We start from the raw sequence: 17454 nt of genomic DNA on the forward strand, positions 1-17454 counted from the left end.
AGTCTTTAATGCGGCATATTCCATAATATATTAGTATAATATGTTACTATAAACGGCTCTTTTTAGCAAGCATAACGCACGAAGGGCTTTGTCAGGATAAATACAGGTTTTTGGGCTATGCCTAATGCAGATAGGCAGGCCTATCGGGCCCAAAAAAGGCGGGCATGACCGCCGACAGCAATCTGTCCAACGCCATAAAAGCGAATACCAGCACGAAAAATATGGCAGGGATGAGCATCCTGAAACCGTAATTATGAACGGTTGTGGTCAGAACGAGCGATCCATAATAGCAGAATATATACAGATGCACGGAGACTTCCCAGATCTCCCACTTCTCGCGGTTCCTGATATGCAGAAATAGATATGTAAAGTAGCCCGCCCACATGGCCATCCAGCGAAGGCGCGGACCGTACGATCCCGCCAGAAGGCTTGGCAGGTAGCCGAGGCAAAACAATACCTTTTTAAAGTAGAACTGGAAGAAGAGGCCCGGCTCCTGCCTTATATACTCGACATAGTTGACTATTAATTTATCGATATGCAGTTTCGTGTATAATAAATTCCCGGCCACTCTCGACAGGTCGACGGATGACGGTATCGGATGAAAATTTCTTAAGCCGTCTATGGACGACATGTTCGTCGGCAGAAAAATAAATTGTTTAAGGAACAGGTAATTCCGTATTCCCAAAAATGAAGATCCCGCGATAAGCGCCAAGGCAAATATCAATAAATTCCTGTAGCCCGCCCCTCCTCTCTTGACGTAATATAACGCGACAAGAGGCATCAACGCGATCCCATATACAAATATATTCGGACGGGTCAGGATGGACAGCCCCAGTAAGAACGCGGCCATGATCTGCAGGAATAGGTTATCTTTCTCAAAACCTTTAATGAAGCAAAAGAAAAATAGCGCGACCGTAAAGAGGGCGAGATTTTCGCTCAGCAGTAAAGGCGAATAATTTTTGTAAACATCCTTCAGCGCAAAGAAGAACAAGACGCAGAGAAATAAGATGCCTGTAAGGCCCCTCATCTTATCCCGAAAGGTCCAATAGACCAGCGCCACGGAGAACCCCAGCATAAGGTGCTGCACGACAAAGATGGGCAGGCTCTTCTCTCCGAATATCACCAGGCATAGGGCGATAAAATAGTTATACAAAAAACCGGCGGGACTGCAATAGGCCGATATCGCCGAAGGCATAAGCATGCCATTATGTTTTATATCTAAAGCATGCTGAGCGTATATGCCCCAGTCATCCCCGGTAGCGTTAAGGATGCTTTCAAAGCTTTTGTAATCGTAGTTTCGCGTCAGGGATAGAATGAAGAATACTGCTATAAAAGATATGGCGAGAATGGTTCCGGCGCGTTTTGTGCAGCATAAATCCAATAGATTATCTATCAGCGTGTATGCCTTACGCATAACGGCTGAGCAGCTCTTCCCTCTTCTTTACCAGCATTTCAGGGCTCCCGATAAGATCCGTTCCGCTCCAGGCGTCGGAGCAGTGCCGCTTAAGATACTCATATTTAATATACCCATAACCTTTGTCTCCCCACCCCTGGCTCCATGAATTCTTGAACTTGAATATCTTATCGGAGTCATCATATCCCATAATACATATGGCATGGCCGCCCTGCAGTTCATCGCGCGATTTCGGTATAGGTATAACTCCGGTCTTTGAAACTTTATCCGTAAACCAGGACGCGAATACATCCACTCCCGCGAGGAACGGCCCGTTGACTACGAGGCTCCGCTTCATATCCTGTACGGAATTCAATCTCGCGTATGCCTTTATCACGTAGGTCTTCGCGGCTTTATCGGCTCCGGGCTTACAGGCGTCTTTTTGGTGGGGCCGGTACGGCCAATAGGATTCGGGAGAGACGCCGTATTTCAACAGCATCTTCATGGCAACTCTGGGATACGTTCCTTCTTCGCCTGGTATGCCGTCATTGGCCTTACATAAATTGTAGAGATAGCGAGGAGAGAGCTCTATGTCCTTCCGGTATTCTTTGGTATCCTGGTATTCTTTCACCCCTACAACGCTCGCGAACGCGACGCAGGTACCTTCATCGCCCTGATCTCTTACGGCAGTCATTTCCTTTGAGTAATCAACTTGGGCGGGCACCTTTATCGGCGGGAGAACCAGCCCCATCGGGATATCGCGCAGGTCCTTTCTGTCCTTGAAGCAGCCTAACTTATATGGTTTTATCGGCACGGGCTCTTGTCTTTTATGGATATGAAATAATCTATGGTCCTTGATAACCCTTCTTCAAGACGGATCTTCGGCGTCCAATTCAGGATCTTTTTGGCCTTCGCTATATTCGGCCGTCTGACCTTCGGGTCATCGACCGGAAGCGGCATATATACGATCCGGCTTTCTGAATCTGTCAGTTTAATTATAACCTTGGCAAGCTTTAAAAGCGACATTTCGTTGGGATTGCCGATATTAACCGGGTCGGATTCTTTTGACATTAAAAGTTTATATAAACCGCCAACTAAATCTGAAACATAGCAGAAGCTTCTCGTCTGCTTGCCGCTACCGTAAACGGTTATAGGCTTATTTTTGAGCGCTTGACTGATGAAATTAGGGATCGCGCGGCCATCTTCTTCCCTCATCCGCTCGCCGTAAGTATTGAATATACGCACTATCCTGGTATCGAGCTTATGATATCTATGGTAAGCCATCGTTATCGCTTCGGCAAAACGCTTGGCCTCGTCGTACACGCCGCGTGGGCCTATCGGGTTTACATTACCCCAGTAACTCTCAGGCTGCGGATTTATGAGCGGATCGCCGTAAACTTCGCTCGTTGAGGCCAGCAGAATCCTGGCGCCTTTCGCCTTCGCTAAGCCCAGCGCATTATGAGTTCCTAGAGAGCCGACTTTCAAGGTCGGTATCGGGTATTTCAGGTAATCTATGGGACTGGCCGGGGAAGCAAAGTGCAGAATATAGTCTATCTTGCCTTTGATATCAATATATTCGGAGACGTTATGCTTAATGAACTTGAAGTTCAGATCCTTCATGTGGTGCCTAATATTTTCGACCTTTCCGGTTATAAGGTTATCCATGCATATAACGTTGTAACCCTTTTCCAGAAACAGGTCGCATAGGTGCGAACCGATAAAGCCCGCGCCGCCTGTAATGAGCGTTATTTTTACTCTCATATATTACCAAACCATTCGACCGTGCGCCGCAAGCCCTCTTTGAAACCGATGATATTCTTTATCTTTAAGAGACGCTTCATCTTCGATATGTCGGCGTATGTCTTGCGGACATCCCCTCTCCTCTTTGGCGCATGTTTGGGCTTTATCTTTGTCCCCAATATCTTATTGAGCTCGTTCACGATATCTATGATAGATGTAGTCGTGCCGCAAGCGACGTTGAATACCTCTCCCGAAATACCCGGAATTACACAGGCTCTCAGATTTGCCTCGACTACATTGCCTACATACGTGAAATCCCGTGATTGTTTACCGTCCCACTCCACAATAGGCGATCCGCCCTTTGCCATCGTGAATAAAAATGCCGGGATAACGGCGGAATACTTGGAATCCGGATTCTGCCTCGGACCGAACACATTGAAGTACCTTAAGGACACGGTCTCTAAACCGAATGTCCTGGCAAATGCCACGCAATAATGCTCGGCGGCCAATTTAGCTACACCGTAAGGTGAGATAGGAGCCGGAATGTCGGTCTCTCTCTGCGGAAAATGCTTCGCGTCACCGTATGCGGAGCTTGATGAGGCATAAACTACCCTCTTAACCTTGTGATCGCGCGCAGCAACGAGGAGGTTCAGCGTGCCATGGACGTTGATGTCATTCGTCGTAAAGGGATCATCGACCGATTTCGGGACCGACCGCAAGGCCGCCTGATGTATGACGTAGTCTACGCCCTTCAGGGCCCTGTCCAGGTCTTTCCTGTTTCTTATATCGCCCTTTACTAGTGTGATCCGCGTCAAGAAAGGCTTCAGGTTCTCCATCTTGCCGGTGATGAAGTTATCGAGGACGACTACCTCGCCGACTTTAGGGACAGTCCCCACCTTGTGAAGACTACCGTCTGGGGACAGTCCCTTCCGCCGGACTAGTTCCTCTACTATATTAGAGCCTATGAAACCCGCGCCGCCTGTAACGAGATATTTAGCCATAGTTTTATAATTTGATTATGTTGCTCCTATCCTCAACGCTTTTCAGAATATTTCTGGTATCCACTATCAATTTCGAATTTTTGACTATGAAGCCGTAATCTACCTTCGTGTGATCGGCAACAATCACGACGCAGTCAGCGGACTTAAACGTCTCTTTCGAGAATTTCGCGCATTTGAGATTAATGCTATGTATCTTAAGGTACGAAAAGAATGGGTCGTAATATGAAACATCCGCTCCCTTTTTGACCAGCATCTCTATTATCTCAAGCGCCGGGGATTCGCGCAGGTCCTTAACGTCCTTTTTATACGCGACTCCGACCACAAGCACCTTCGATCCCTTAAGAGGCTTCCTATGTTCATTCAGGCCCTCGGCCACCTTCGATACCGCGTAATGCGGCATCTCGGAATTGACTTGAGAGGCGAGATCGATGAAGCGCGCCTCGAATCCATGCATCCGCGCCTTCCACGATAAGTATATGGGATCGATCGGGATGCAATGGCCCCCGACGCCCGGGCCCGGATAAAACGGCATGAAACCGTAAGGCTTCGTCTTAGCGGCGTCGATGACTTCCCATGCGTCTATCTTCAGCTTATCGCACATGAGTAATATCTCGTTTACGAGGCCAATATTCACTATCCGAAAAGTATTCTCCAGTAGCTTCACCATCTCCGCAACCTTAGCGGAAGATACCGGCACTATGGTCTCGAGCGCCTGTTCATACAGTAATTTGGCGATCTCAGTCGAGCTCTTCGAAATGCCGCCGATTATCTTCGGAGTGTTCTTCGTATCATACTTCGCGTTACCCGGATCAACGCGCTCGGGCGAGAAAGCAAGATAAAAATCCTTCCCTTCCTTAAGGCCGTCCTCCTCCAGTATCGGAAGCATCACCTCTTCGGTGGTGCCAGGATACGTCGTCGATTCCAGCACGATTATCTGGCCGCGCTTCATATAACGTTTGATATTCTTTACGGACGCGACTATATATGAGACATCCGGCTCCCTGGTTTTGTATAACGGCGTCGGGACGCATATGATGACCGCGTCCAGCTCCTTTATCACGCTGAAATCCGTTGTGACTTCCAGCGACCTGTCACGTGTAACCATCATAAGTTCGGACTTGGAGACATCAAGTATGTAACTCTCGCCCTTCCTTATCTTTTCCACTCTATCTTTATCGATATCGATACCGTGCACCTTGAACCCTGCTTTCGCGAACGTAACCGAGAGCGGCAAGCCCACGTAGCCCAGGCCTATTACCCCTATATTCGCCTTCCTGCTCAATATCCTCTTCCTCAATTCATTTAGCATATAACCCCTTTTAGATTGCTTCGGGCCTTCGGCCCTCGCAATGACATTTCGATAAATATTCTTTCAGCGCTATCTTCCAATCAGGCATCCTGTAGCCTGTAAATTTACTGAATTTCGAATTGTCCATGACCGACATCGCGGGCCTCCTGGCCGGACGGGCCAGTTCTTCCGACGTAATCGGCAGGACTTCAGTTTTTGACTTCACCAGCCTCAGTATCTCTCTGGCGTAATTATACCATGAGACACTGCCGGAATTGGAAAGATGGTATGCGCCGCGGCATGCCATCGATAATTTATCGCCCATTGTCAATTTATCCAGGAGATGATGAATCGCCCTCGCCAGACTCTTCGTACTCGTCGGGGAACCAACTTGGTCCCGAACGACCCTTAAACACTTTTCGGTCTTTCCCTTGGCGATAATCGTATCTACGAAATTCTTGCCGCAAGCACCGTAAAGCCAGCTCGTTCGCAGTATATAGTGATTGTTAAGAGCCTTCTTTACAAAGCTCTCGCCCTTAAGCTTCGAATCACCGTAGACGCTCAAAGGGTCCGTCCTGTCCGTCTCCTTATACGGCCTTCTCTTTTTTCCATTGAAGACGAAATCGGTGCTGATATAGATGAGGGCCGCCCCTGAGGCCTTGCAGCCGAGCGCGACATTTCTGGCGCCTTCCGAATTGACTTTATAAGCCTTTTTGCTATCGAGCTCGCAACCGTCAACATCCGTCCAGGCGGCACAGTGTATCACAAAATCCGGCGAGACCTTTTGGATTATGGCGGCGACGCCTTTCCTGTCTGTAATATCTCCTTTAACATAGAGCAGGTTAAAACCTGCCCTACTATTTTGGGTTTTGGGCTTCAGACGCCGAGACAGGTCCAGTCCGATAACATCATAGCCCGAATTAAGTTCCTGGCAAAGATCGATCCCAAGCATGCCGCTTGAGCCCGTGATTAATACTTTATATCTTTTCGACATTTAGCCAGCCTGTGCCACCAGGCCTCGTTATCTTTATACCACCCGACGGTTAATTCGAGCGCAGTCTTAAATTCATGACGCGGTTTCCAGCCAAGCGCCTTAAGCTTGGACACATCGAGAGCGTATCGCTTATCATGGCCCGGCCTGTCCTTCACAAACTCTATATAGCTTTCATCTCTACCCAGGACATCCAGCAGCATCCGTGTAAGCTCCAGATTGGTAGTTTCGCCGCCGATACCTATATTGTAAATTTCGCCTATCTTACCTTTATGCAGCACCAAGTCGATCGCTTCGCAGTTATCGACAACGTAGAGCCAATCTCTCTTATTCATCCCGTCGGCATAAAGCGGGACTTTCTTCCCGGCCGTCAGATTCGTAATGAATAACGGGATGACCTTCTCGGGATACTGGTATGGCCCGAAATTATTTGAGCTTCGGGTTATTATCACAGGCAGTTTAAACGTAACGAAATAAGACCTCGCTAAGAGGTCGGCGGCGGCCTTGGTGGCGGAGTACGGGCTATTGGGTTCCAACGGATCATCTTCTCCGGACGATCCGCTCTCGACGCTGCCGTAGACTTCATCCGTTGATATTTGACAAAATAGCTCTACGCCTGCCTTCTTCGCGGCCTCCAGGAGCGTATAAGTTCCGAAGACATTGGTTGTGACGAATACACCAGGATCCATGATGGACCTGTCGACATGGCTCTCGGCGGCAAAGTTGATGATAATGTCGGACTCTCCGGCAAGTTTCTCGACGAGCGCCTTATCGGTGATATCGCCTTTTATAAACTTATAATTCTTGTGCTTTTCTATATCTTTCAGGTTCTCGAGGTTGCCGCAGTATGTAAGCTTGTCCAGGTTCACGATCCGGTAATCCGGATACTTACTGATCATATACCTGATAAAATTGGAGCCTATGAATCCCGCGCCCCCTGTTACAAGCAACCTCTTCATATTATAAAACGCATTTCTTCGCGGACGCCTTCGCCACGAGGTTATTGGCCCTTAACAGCGAATCGAAGGTTCCCGCATCCGTCCACCAGCCGTCAAGGATGCTGTGTTCGAGTTCGCCTCTCTTAAGGTAAGCATTATTGACATCCGTTATCTCAAGCTCGCCCCTGCGGGACGGCTTAAGTGTCTTTACTATATCGAAGACCCGCTCGTCGTACATATAGATGCCCGTGACCGCGTAGTTCGATTTCGGTTTCCTCGGCTTCTCCACGATCGACGTTATCTTACCGCCCTTAAAACCTACCACGCCGAACCTATGGGGATCGCTGACCTTCTTTAAGAGTATCCTCGCGCCCCTCGGCTGTTTCCTGAATTCATCTACCTGCTTCCTTATGCCCTTTTCTATGATATTGTCTCCAAGAATAACAACTATCTTGTCATTATCGGCAAAATGTTTTGCCAGCCCGAGGGCCTGCGCGATCCCTCCCTCACCTTCCTGATATGTATAATTAATATGCGTAAGCCCGAACTTCGCTCCGTTACCGAGAAGGCGAAGGAACTCTCCCGCGTGCGTGCCCCCGGTGACGATCAGTATATCCGTTATGCCGGCATCCACCAGCGTCTGGATCGGATAATATATCATCGGCTTGCAATAGATCGGCAATAAATGTTTGTTCGTAATTTTTGTCAATGGGGCAAGCCTGCTGCCAAGCCCGCCGGCCAGTATCACACCTTTCAATCCCATTGTCTATTTCCTCCAGTCATAAGGTATATCATTATCATAAGCGTCCATCCTGTATTCATCGGCTTCTTTATGGTTATATGGTATCGTAACATTGTTTATAACAACAGCCTCGATATCGCTTATGCATTTAAATCCATGATAAACTTCCTTGGGTATATGGACGAGCATCGGATTTTCGAGGCTGATCTCAAAATCATTTACTTCGCCGAATGTCGGGGAACCTTTTCTGGCGTCATAGAGCGCGAGGCGCATCTTGCCTGAAATACACGTGAAATTATCGTCCTGCTTCTTATGGAAGTGCCACGCCTTCACCACTCCGGGGAACGCGGTAGTCATATAGACCTGCCCGAACTTCTCGAAGATCGGATCATCGCATCTCAATATTTCCATCAGCCGTCCGCGGTCGTCCGGTATAACTTTGAGTTTTTTGACTTTCACGCCGTCTATCATACTACCTTCTCCCCATCCCGGCATACGTAAAGCCAAGCTTACGGACCTCGGCCGGCTCATAGATATTTCTGCCGTCGACTATGACGCTCTGTCTCATCAGCCTCTTCACCTTCTTCAGGTCGAGCTCCTTAAACTCGCTCCACTCGGTCGCTATCACCAGGCAATCGCTGCCTTTCGCGGCGTCGTAGGCGTCTCTGCAGAATTTTACGCGGCTTCCCAATATCAGCCTGGCCTTTATCATCGAGATCGGGTCGTACACCTTCACTTTTACGCTTTGCCTGAGCAGCATCTCGATGATATAGATGGCCGGCGCATAACGCAGGTCGTCAGTATCAGGTTTGAACGACAGGCCGAGCACGCTCACCGTCTTGCCGGGAAGGTTCCATATAATATTCTCTATCTTCTTCATCAGCGCCGATCTTTGGCCCTCATTTATCTTCTCAACCTCTTTCAGTAAACCAAAGTCGTAGCCGGCTTTTTCCGATATCCTGATGAAGGCGGAAAGGTCCTTAGGAAAACAGAACCCGCCGAAACCGAGGCCGGCGTTCAGGAATTTCTCTCCTATCCTCTTGTCGAGGCCGATGCCCTTTGCCACCTCGACGACATCGGCGTTAAGCATATCGCAGACGTTGGCTATAGCGTTTATAAAGGATATCTTCATCGCGAGGAACGAATTGGCGGCATGCTTTATTATTTCCGCCGACTTTATATCGGTAACGACTATCGGCGCTTTCAGGGGCTTATAAAGCGAGCTCAATATATCCGCGGCCTTCCTGGATTTTACACCCAGGACTATACGGTCGGGATTCATGAAATCTTTTATCGCGGTTCCCTCTCTCAGGAATTCGGGATTGGACGCGACATCGAACTTTATGCCGCGTTTATTAAATACCCTGATCGTGCGCTCTACCCATTCGCCGGTATTTACCGGGACGGTTGACTTCTCCACGACAAGTTTATAAGATTGCATCGAGAGGGCTATTTCTTTAGAGACATGCTCGACGGCTGTAAGGTCCGCCTCTCCGTTATCTTTAGGGGGAGTGCCAACCGCTATGAATATTACCTCTGAGGCCTTTACCGCGGATCTTATATCGGTAGTGAAGGATAACCGGAGCTGCTTGACATTGCGTTTAACGAGTTCGGAGAGGCCGGGCTCATAGATGGGCATCACGCCGGCCTTAAGCTTTTTTATCTTGGCCTGGTCATTGTCTACGCATATGACATTATTACCGAGTTCAGCGAAACATGCGCCTGTAACTAGCCCTACATATCCTGATCCTATTATGGAGATATTCATATATTACTGAAATTATATCATAATAGTATTATATGTCTCAACTATTAATTGGATTACGGGGCGCCCGCGGAGCCAAAGCGCGGCTGTGAATAGGTCTGCTTAAACCCTATAGGATAGGTCGGGAAGGCCTTCAGCGTCATCGTTATCCAGAAGGTATGATTATTCTGATCCCTGATATCATAGGTAAATTCGAGTATCCAACAGTGCAGGTCCCTTGAGATAGTGTACTGCTGCTGTTCGAATTTATTTGAGGCCAGGTCGAATCTTTCGTACATCCGAAGCTTCCACTTTTCATTTATCTTATATCTTCCGTCCATCGTGACCTGGTAACTCTTGCCGCTGGGCAGGTCATAATACCTCTGCCCTGCGGAGAGCGCCCACTTATCTCCGCCGTTCAAAACGAAGTCAACGTTAGCGGTCTCGACCAGACATGTCTTGGTATTGACATGCCAGTCGGAATTGAGATACAGCCAGCTGTAAGGGATCAGTTCCAATTTAAAATCTACGCCGTTGAATTTGTTATTCTTAAGTTCGACCGATCTCTTTTCCAGCCTGAAAAGATAATCGGTGCTGACTATAAATCTCAGAAGGTCCACCGATGCCATCTGGTCTCCGCTCTTTCTCTTGGTCTGCAGCTTATTCTCGAGCGATAATACCACATGGTTCTCGGTATCAAGCGCGTCGATCCCGTCATATTGGGTCAGGTTTTCCGGAGCTATCGTGGGCTGATGCACATGGACATAACTGGCAGACGGCGTGATAACATGCCTCAATTTATTTATGTCAAGGCCCATATAATTGGTATTGACGTCATATAACTTATAAAACTTCGTCGAGGCATCGACGCCTTCCCTGAAGAGCGTCCTGACTTCGTTGGTATCTCCCCAGGCGTTTCTGGAATAATATGTCTCACGTATCCCCGCGAACGGCGATATGCTTACAGACTTAAAGAATCTTGCGGCATAAGCGATCTGGTTATATGTGTCGAATCTTACGGCATTTATGTCTTTCGGCGTAGTGGTCGACTTCGCGAAAGTCTCGTTTAAATACACTCCGCTCGCGTTACCTGAATAGTAAAAAGACGTATTGCCTATCTTGTAGTTCAATACATTGATATTATATTCCGGCAGGCGCTCGACCACGGTATAGAAATTATTGAAGCGTTTCCTTATTAAAAACTCGGTGGTGTAATCCTGTTTTGTCGTAATCAGCGATAGATAGGAATCGGGAGTGGCGCCAAGCTCTTCATACTCGGTATAGAAATAGTCCCTGATGACATTGGGATCGCTGAGGTAATGAAATTCCATAATAGCGGTGGTATCGGCATCCTTGATATCCCACCTGTGCCTGTATTGATAACGGTACCGCGTATCGACCTCGCCCGTCTTCTCGAACGCGAGATTATTATTTTCCTGGGTATAATAGGCTTTGAACGCCCCCTTACCGACATCGGTATCCATGTAGTGATTAACGCCGGCGGCCAATCCCAGTTTGGACCTGTAGTCCAGCAGGACATCGCCGCGGAACTTATCGTCGAGATAATATCTGTAGGCCGTTAAAGCATAATACCCCCAGTCCTTGCTCCGGCCGGGGATCACGGTGATATGGCTCTTCCTGGTATGCTCGTCCAACGGCTGAACGTAATACGGCAGGCAAAATACCGGAGTATCTCCGATCAGGAATACCACGTTATTCGCGACGACCTTATCCCCTAGATATATTTTGATCCTCTCTGCCTTAATACGGTAGTGCGGCCTGTCGAGGTCGCAGGTCGTTATGCTTCCGTTATTTAAGCCGAATTCGTCCTTCCCTGCCTCTTTGGTCAGATTTTCCGCCCTGCCGTAGAAAGGCCTGGCGTTGACATAACCGTAATCGATAACTGCCGAACGTTTCTCGAAATTGTAATCGATCTTATCGCCGATGAAATAAGCGCCCTTCTGGGTTATATTGACATTCCCCTCCGCTTCGGCATCATGGGTTTCCAGATTTACCGCTACCTTATCGCAGGTAAGGACTATATCTTTATAGGTTATAGAGATGTTGCCGTTGCCTACGACCTTCTTCTCGTTCTGCAGATACTCCACATGGTCGCCGTTTACAACGATCGGTTCTTTAGTCGGAAGGCCTTCGGCATATGAGCTTTTAGCGAATAATATAAAGCAGGCGAGAGAGATTGAGATACAGGCGGTATATCTAAATAATTTCATAATCAGTCATTATACTATCTTTTATATTCACACACAACATTTTTACCTGAATTTTTTGCTTTGTAAAGCGCCTGGTCCGCCTTATCTATTATATCGTTCAGCTCGGAGGCGTCAGCGGGGTATATGGCAAGGCCCACGCTTATCGTCAGTTTTAGCTTTTCATCGTACGCTTTAAAAACCCTGTCTTCCACTTTTTTTCGCAACCTCTCGGCCACCTGGCGAGCGCTGTTGATCCCGGTTTCGGGCAGGGCTATCACGAACTCCTCTCCTCCGTAACGCCCCACTATATCTATTTCCCTGACGCTCTCTTTTATTATACGGGCTATATCTTTTATGACCACATCGCCCACCATATGCCCGTAGGTATCGTTGCACTTTTTAAAATCATCTATATCCACCATTATGAACGCGAACTCAAAACTATATTTCTTTGAGCGCTGCAGCTCTTCGTCGAGCCTTTCATAGAAATACCGCCTGACGTAAAGGCCCGTAAGGGAATCGGTGACGGCCAGTTTTTCGACAGTCTCATATAGCAGCACTTTCTTGATCTCCAGCGCGAATTGCATCGCAAGTATAACGAACCGCTCCAGGTCTTCCTTCGGAAGATTTTCCACCGCAAGCATACCCACCATCTTGCGCTCGCTCAAGAGAGGCAGCACGACGAACGTTTCTACGGCGCCGTCTTTCACTCCTAGCTCCTCAAGGGCGGAAATATTTTCTTTTCTTGTGAGCCACACATCCTTGAATCCGCCCGTAAATAATTCTATCAATTTTTCGCCTTTTATAGCGGGGACTTGAACGCCGCCGGCAGGTTCTTCATGCCATACGCTGTAGGCCCTGCCGATACGAAGGTTCTCATCTACGCGATCGAGCAGCAAGAGATCGCATTTTCTGAACATGAAGTTACCTTTTAGAAACAGGCTGAAGACATGAAACATATCCTCAAACTTCAGGTTCTCGGACATCTTCTTAGTTATCTCATAAAGGTTGACTATCTCGGCCTCTTTAGCTTTGATGCCGCTCTCGAACCTCACCGCATGGTCGCGTTCCTCGGAAAGCCTGCGTTTGTCGTCGTCGATTTTATTAAGCGCCTGATGCCGCAAAAGCCTTTCATCTTTAGCTATGTTTTTGTACCAGAGGTAAGAGGCCATGAGCAGATTAAACAGTACGACAGGGGCCAAAGCACCCGCCGGGGGCACTTTACATATAAATACCAGAGCAGGATACGCTATCAGCCAGGAGGCCGATATCAGAGAATATATAATGAAAACGGTATGCGGAGACTTTAACCGGAACAAACCTTATCCCTCCCATCCGCCTTCGCTTTATAAAGCCTGGCGTCCGCTATCCTTATAAGCTCTTCTTCGGTAACAGCATCTTCCGGATATGTCGACACACCTATGGAAACCGTGACATTTGCTTCATGCTCCCTTAATGTAAGAGACCTATCCTTTACCTGCTGCCGGATCTTTTCGGCCTTCAAGTGCGCTTCTTTTTTACCTTTCCTCCACAGGAGCACAGCTATCTCCTCACCGCCGTAACGGCCCGCGACATCCGGATCATCCAGCAGATCGCTTATAGTATTAGCTATAAACTTCAGGACAAGGTCTCCGGAGGAATGCCCATATTTGTCGTTGTAATCCTTAAAGTGGTCTATATCCAGGATAAGCAGGGAAAGCTGCTCTCTCTTTCTGGACGCCCTTCTCACTTCCCTGTGTAAACTGTCGATAAAGAAACGACGCACCTTCAGGCCCGTAAGGCTGTCCTTTATCGCAAGTTCCTGGGTTCTCGAATATAATATGGAATTTTGTATGGCCACCGCTCCGAGATTCGCTATGATATCGATAAGCCTCAGGTCGTCCTGAATATACGCGAACTCATGCGGATTATCCATCCTGAGAACGCCTATCACCTTATTCTCGCTTACGAGCGGGGCCGCTATCAGAGAACGGAAAACACCGCGGGCCCCATCAATGCCTTCGGCGGGAAAACGAAAGTCCTTAGTAACATCCTCTATTATGAGGGGCTTCCTGTATCTTAAGATCCAATGATCGAAGGCATCCCCTTTCTTCGCTTTTACGACCGGATAATTCTTGCCGCTGGACGCTGAAAGCATCAGCTCCTGTCTCTCCTGGTTCACCAGAAATAAGAGCACCCTCCCGCTCTTCCCCAGAGTCTTCAATGTCTTCTCTATTATCATTCCGATTATGCTGTCCAAAGAGAGCACCGCGCTCAGGCTCTCGGTGACATTTTTCAGGGCGGAATACCTGATAAGCTTCTCCTCTATTACCTTTATCCCTTTATTTTTTTCTTTCACTTCGTTTGCCAGGATATTCATCTCTTCTCTGGAGCTTTCCGATCTCAAAACATATAACTGGTCCAGCCTGTTTCTGGAGCTTGCGAAGAGATAACCTATCCAGGCGGTCGCGAAGAACGTCAAGGCGTAAGCATTGTAACCATGATAGCGCATCCGAAAAGCCAGCAATAAGACAAATAGGCAGGAAGATATGGTCAGAGAAACCCCGCCCGTCATTCCGAATCCTATCCAGGCGCACAATATGGCGATATTGAAACTGGAGATGGCGGTAGCGGTCAGGGTTATATGAAGCGGAGAGATATCCAGCGGCCTTGAAGATAATATCCAGCAGAAATAAACTGATATAAAAAATGAGATTACGGATAAGGCGGAAAAGATCGATCTGGCGCGGGAAGATATCATCATGCCATTCGGTTTAGATTAGATTATGGTCTTATCTGTTTCCTTGTCGAAAAAATGAACCTTCGACATGTCAAAGACCACATCCATATCAGAGTTTATGGCCGGCTTGTCATGACCGCCGACCTTGGCGATCAGCTGGTTCTTGCCGGTATTGAGATAAAGATAGGCCTCCGAACCCATAGGCTCTATGATCTCGCATGTCGCTTTTATCGTATTTTCCTGAGGGGCCTCGGAGACAAACAATTTATCATATATGTCTTCCGGCCTTATTCCGAATATCAGCTCTCTTTCAATATACGGTTCAAGTCCCTTGAACATAGCGTCCACTATCTTGACCAGAAACTTTCCTTCGTTAAAATAGAGCCTGCCGTCCTTCTTTATTATTGTGCCTCTGACGAAATTCATCGGAGGCGTGCCTATGAAACCCGCCACAAACTTATTTACAGGCTTGTCGTAAAGAGTTATAGGATCGGCTATCTGCTGTATATCGCCGTCTTTCATAACGACGATCCTGTCGCCCATCGTCATCGCCTCCGTCTGGTCATGCGTGACATATATCATAGTGGTCTGCAGCCTGATATGCAGCTTCTTTATCTCGGTCCTCATCTGGACCCTCATCTTGGCGTCAAGGTTGGAGAGCGGCTCATCGAACAGGAATACGAGCGGTTTTCTCACTATGGCCCGCCCCACCGCGACGCGCTGGCGCTGTCCGCCGGAGAGCTCGCGGGGCTTTCTGCGCAGAAGCTGTTCGATGCCAAGCATCGTGGCCGCTTCTTTGACTCTGGCCTCGATCTCAACGGCAGGATACTTTCTGAGTTTCAATCCGAAGGCCATGTTATCGTAAACATCCATGTGGGGATAGAGGGCATAATTCTGGAATACCATGGCGATATTCCTGTCTTTAGGCGGGATATCGTTGACCAGCTGGTTGCCAATATAGACATTTCCTCCAGTGGCTGTTTCCAGACCCGCTATTATTCTTAAAGTTGTGGATTTGCCGCACCCGGATGGGCCGACGAAGACGACGAACTCTTTATTTTCGATACCCAGGTTTATGTCTTTAATAGCCCATATGTTTCCAGGGTAACACTTTGATACCTTATTAAGGCTGACTTGTGCCATAGGGTTATTATTTTAACACACATTTTTATGATACGTAATCAAAATCAGAAATAGCTCAGCAGTTTGGAAAGCGACTCTTTCATATTTTTTCTATGGATTATCATATCTATAAGGCCGTGCCTTAATAAAAATTCCGACTTCTGGAAGCCCGGGGGAAGCTTCTGCCTTATGGTCTGTTCTATCACGCGGGGGCCGGTGAAACCTATTAAAGCCTTCGGTTCCGCAATGATGAAATCGCCTAAAGAGGCAAAGCTCGCCATGATACCGGCCATCGTGGGATTGGTCAATACGGAGATGAAGAATCCGCCGGCGCGGTCGAAACGGTTTAGCGCCGCTGAAGTCTTCGCCATCTGCATCAGAGAGAACATCCCTTCATACATACGGGCGCCGCCTCCCGATCCCGAGACTATGATAAGCGGGCATTTATCCGCGGTGGCTTTCTCGATAGCCCTCGTAAGCCTCTCGCCCACTACAGACCCCATGGAGCCCATTATGAACCTTGAATCGGTGACTCCCAGGATTATATCGCGGCCGCCTAATTTGCCCCCGCCGGTTATCACCGCGTCCTTGAGTCCGGTGAGGCCCTGATCTTGTTTCAATTTCTCCTTATACGTCTTTGGGCCCTCGAATGAGAGCGGATCGAGCGATTCTAGGCTCGCATCCATCTCCATAAAGGTACCTTCATCTATAAGAAGCTTCACCCTTTCATGCGCTCCGAGGGTAAAATGGTAATTGCACTTATGGCAGACTTTCATATTCTCGTCCAGCTTTTTCTTATATATAAGCTCGTTGCAATCCGAGCATCTGGCCCAGAGGTCTTCGGGAATGTCGCCCCTCTTCTTCGCGACTTTCACTATCGTGTATTTAGGTTTTCTCGGGAATAAGTGCATATTATCTCTTCAATAATTCTTTGGCTTTATCCACAGCGGTCGCGGCATCCCTGGCATAACCGTCGGCGCCGATGGAACTGGCGAATTCCTGGGTTATAGGTGCGCCGCCTACCAGAATCTTCACCTTATCGCGCAGGCCTGCCGTATTAAGCCCGTTGATCGTATCGCGCATAGCATTCATAGATGTGGTGAGAAGCGACGACATGGCGATTATGTCTATCTCTTTACTCCTGGCGGCGTCTATGAATTTCTGCGGGCTTACGTCTATACCCAGATCGTCTATTTCGAAACATGCGCCCTTCAGCATCATGCTCACTATATTCTTCCCTATATCGTGGAGATCTCCCTTTACTGTGCCTATCAATACTTTGCCGATCGGCTTTATGCCGTTCTTCACGAAATGCGGCTCCAGGACCGCCATGCCGGCATGCATCGCCCTGGCCGATATCAGTACCTCGGGAATAAATATCTCATTGGCCTTGAATTTCGCGCCGATCACATCCATCCCTGCTACCAGGGCCGAATTGATTATCTCTTTTACGGCTATACCCTGCTCAAATGCCTGGGATGTAGCCTTCACAACACCGTTACGGTCGCCTTTCATCAAAGCAGCTTTAATCTCTTCCAGGATCTCATTATGCATTGCTCGATTCCT

General features: G+C 48.1%; 16 protein-coding genes. All 16 read right to left on the reverse strand.

Translation table 11 applies throughout. The features are described 5' to 3' along the window. Window positions 1-121: 121 nt before the first annotated feature. From NTY76_02685 to NTY76_02760, 16 genes are read right to left on the reverse strand one after another with little or no spacing between them, the layout of a single operon-like run. Complete coding sequence (locus NTY76_02685) at window positions 122-1414, reverse strand: glycosyltransferase family 39 protein (GenBank protein ID MCX5677995.1); 1293 nt, start codon at window positions 1412-1414, stop codon at window positions 122-124. Then, complete coding sequence (locus NTY76_02690; GenBank protein ID MCX5677996.1) at window positions 1407-2207, reverse strand: C1 family peptidase; 801 nt, start codon at window positions 2205-2207, stop codon at window positions 1407-1409. Before NTY76_02690 ends, NTY76_02685 begins: the two co-directional genes overlap by 8 nt. Beyond that, window positions 2198-3154 (reverse strand): SDR family oxidoreductase, encoded by a 957-nt coding sequence (locus NTY76_02695; GenBank protein ID MCX5677997.1) that lies wholly within the window; start codon window positions 3152-3154, stop codon window positions 2198-2200. The genes NTY76_02690 and NTY76_02695 overlap by 10 nt, the downstream gene beginning before the upstream one ends. Continuing rightward, entirely contained in the window at window positions 3151-4134 is a 984-nt protein-coding gene (locus NTY76_02700) for an SDR family oxidoreductase (protein ID MCX5677998.1), read from the reverse strand. Before NTY76_02700 ends, NTY76_02695 begins: the two co-directional genes overlap by 4 nt. Before the next feature lie 4 nt (window positions 4135-4138). Continuing rightward, window positions 4139-5443 (reverse strand): nucleotide sugar dehydrogenase, encoded by a 1305-nt coding sequence (locus NTY76_02705; protein ID MCX5677999.1) that lies wholly within the window; start codon window positions 5441-5443, stop codon window positions 4139-4141. Window positions 5444-5453: 10 nt separating this feature from the next. Next, window positions 5454-6416 (reverse strand): dTDP-4-dehydrorhamnose reductase, encoded by a 963-nt coding sequence (rfbD, locus tag NTY76_02710; protein MCX5678000.1) that lies wholly within the window; start codon window positions 6414-6416, stop codon window positions 5454-5456. Then, window positions 6392-7372, reverse strand: a complete 981-nt coding sequence (rfbB, locus tag NTY76_02715; GenBank protein MCX5678001.1) for a dTDP-glucose 4,6-dehydratase — start codon at window positions 7370-7372, stop codon at window positions 6392-6394. The genes rfbD and rfbB overlap by 25 nt, the downstream gene beginning before the upstream one ends. Window position 7373: 1 nt before the next feature. Further along, window positions 7374-8108 (reverse strand): sugar phosphate nucleotidyltransferase, encoded by a 735-nt coding sequence (locus NTY76_02720; GenBank protein ID MCX5678002.1) that lies wholly within the window; start codon window positions 8106-8108, stop codon window positions 7374-7376. 9 nt (window positions 8109-8117) lie between these two features. Then, a complete protein-coding gene (locus NTY76_02725; protein ID MCX5678003.1) occupies window positions 8118-8564 on the reverse strand; it encodes a dTDP-4-dehydrorhamnose 3,5-epimerase family protein in 447 nt (148 codons plus the stop codon). A 1-nt stretch (window position 8565) separates the two neighbouring features. Next, a complete protein-coding gene (locus tag NTY76_02730; GenBank protein MCX5678004.1) occupies window positions 8566-9861 on the reverse strand; it encodes a UDP-glucose/GDP-mannose dehydrogenase family protein in 1296 nt (431 codons plus the stop codon). 53 nt (window positions 9862-9914) lie between these two features. After that, window positions 9915-12068 (reverse strand): hypothetical protein, encoded by a 2154-nt coding sequence (locus NTY76_02735; protein ID MCX5678005.1) that lies wholly within the window; start codon window positions 12066-12068, stop codon window positions 9915-9917. 14 nt (window positions 12069-12082) lie between these two features. After that, entirely contained in the window at window positions 12083-13366 is a 1284-nt protein-coding gene (locus NTY76_02740; GenBank protein ID MCX5678006.1) for a sensor domain-containing diguanylate cyclase, read from the reverse strand. Continuing rightward, the gene (locus NTY76_02745) at window positions 13354-14790 is read right to left on the reverse strand and encodes a sensor domain-containing diguanylate cyclase (GenBank protein ID MCX5678007.1); all 1437 of its coding nucleotides are present in this window, start codon (window positions 14788-14790) and stop codon (window positions 13354-13356) included. Before NTY76_02745 ends, NTY76_02740 begins: the two co-directional genes overlap by 13 nt. A gap of 15 nt (window positions 14791-14805) precedes the next feature. Then, window positions 14806-15909: a sn-glycerol-3-phosphate ABC transporter ATP-binding protein UgpC gene (gene ugpC, locus NTY76_02750; GenBank protein ID MCX5678008.1), complete on the reverse strand. Its 1104-nt coding sequence runs from the start codon at window positions 15907-15909 to the stop codon at window positions 14806-14808. A 44-nt stretch (window positions 15910-15953) separates the two neighbouring features. Further along, the gene (accD, locus tag NTY76_02755) at window positions 15954-16799 is read right to left on the reverse strand and encodes an acetyl-CoA carboxylase, carboxyltransferase subunit beta (protein ID MCX5678009.1); all 846 of its coding nucleotides are present in this window, start codon (window positions 16797-16799) and stop codon (window positions 15954-15956) included. Between the two features lies 1 nt (window position 16800). Beyond that, window positions 16801-17442, reverse strand: a complete 642-nt coding sequence (locus tag NTY76_02760; protein MCX5678010.1) for a corrinoid protein — start codon at window positions 17440-17442, stop codon at window positions 16801-16803. Window positions 17443-17454: the final 12 nt, after the last annotated feature.

The sequence above is a fragment of the Candidatus Omnitrophota bacterium genome, from assembly GCA_026387175.1.
In the GTDB taxonomy this organism is placed as follows: Bacteria; Omnitrophota; Gorgyraeia; order 2-01-FULL-45-10; family 2-01-FULL-45-10; genus CAIMPC01.

Bases quoted from the DNA above. Each gene is read 5' to 3' on its own strand.
- accD (MCX5678009.1), bottom strand. From the start codon at position 16,799: ATGCACTTATTCCCGAGAAAACCTAAATACACGATAGTGAAAGTCGCG.
- rfbD (MCX5678000.1), bottom strand. From the start codon at position 6,416: ATGTCGAAAAGATATAAAGTATTAATCACGGGCTCAAGCGGCATGCTT.
- NTY76_02730 (MCX5678004.1), bottom strand. From the start codon at position 9,861: ATGAATATCTCCATAATAGGATCAGGATATGTAGGGCTAGTTACAGGC.
- NTY76_02760 (MCX5678010.1), bottom strand. From the start codon at position 17,442: ATGCATAATGAGATCCTGGAAGAGATTAAAGCTGCTTTGATGAAAGGC.
- NTY76_02705 (MCX5677999.1), bottom strand. From the start codon at position 5,443: ATGCTAAATGAATTGAGGAAGAGGATATTGAGCAGGAAGGCGAATATA.
- NTY76_02725 (MCX5678003.1), bottom strand. From the start codon at position 8,564: ATGATAGACGGCGTGAAAGTCAAAAAACTCAAAGTTATACCGGACGAC.
- NTY76_02695 (MCX5677997.1), bottom strand. From the start codon at position 3,154: ATGAGAGTAAAAATAACGCTCATTACAGGCGGCGCGGGCTTTATCGGT.
- NTY76_02700 (MCX5677998.1), bottom strand. From the start codon at position 4,134: ATGGCTAAATATCTCGTTACAGGCGGCGCGGGTTTCATAGGCTCTAAT.
- NTY76_02735 (MCX5678005.1), bottom strand. From the start codon at position 12,068: ATGAAATTATTTAGATATACCGCCTGTATCTCAATCTCTCTCGCCTGC.
- rfbB (MCX5678001.1), bottom strand. From the start codon at position 7,372: ATGAAGAGGTTGCTTGTAACAGGGGGCGCGGGATTCATAGGCTCCAAT.
- NTY76_02745 (MCX5678007.1), bottom strand. From the start codon at position 14,790: ATGATGATATCTTCCCGCGCCAGATCGATCTTTTCCGCCTTATCCGTA.
- ugpC (MCX5678008.1), bottom strand. From the start codon at position 15,909: ATGGCACAAGTCAGCCTTAATAAGGTATCAAAGTGTTACCCTGGAAAC.
- NTY76_02685 (MCX5677995.1), bottom strand. From the start codon at position 1,414: ATGCGTAAGGCATACACGCTGATAGATAATCTATTGGATTTATGCTGC.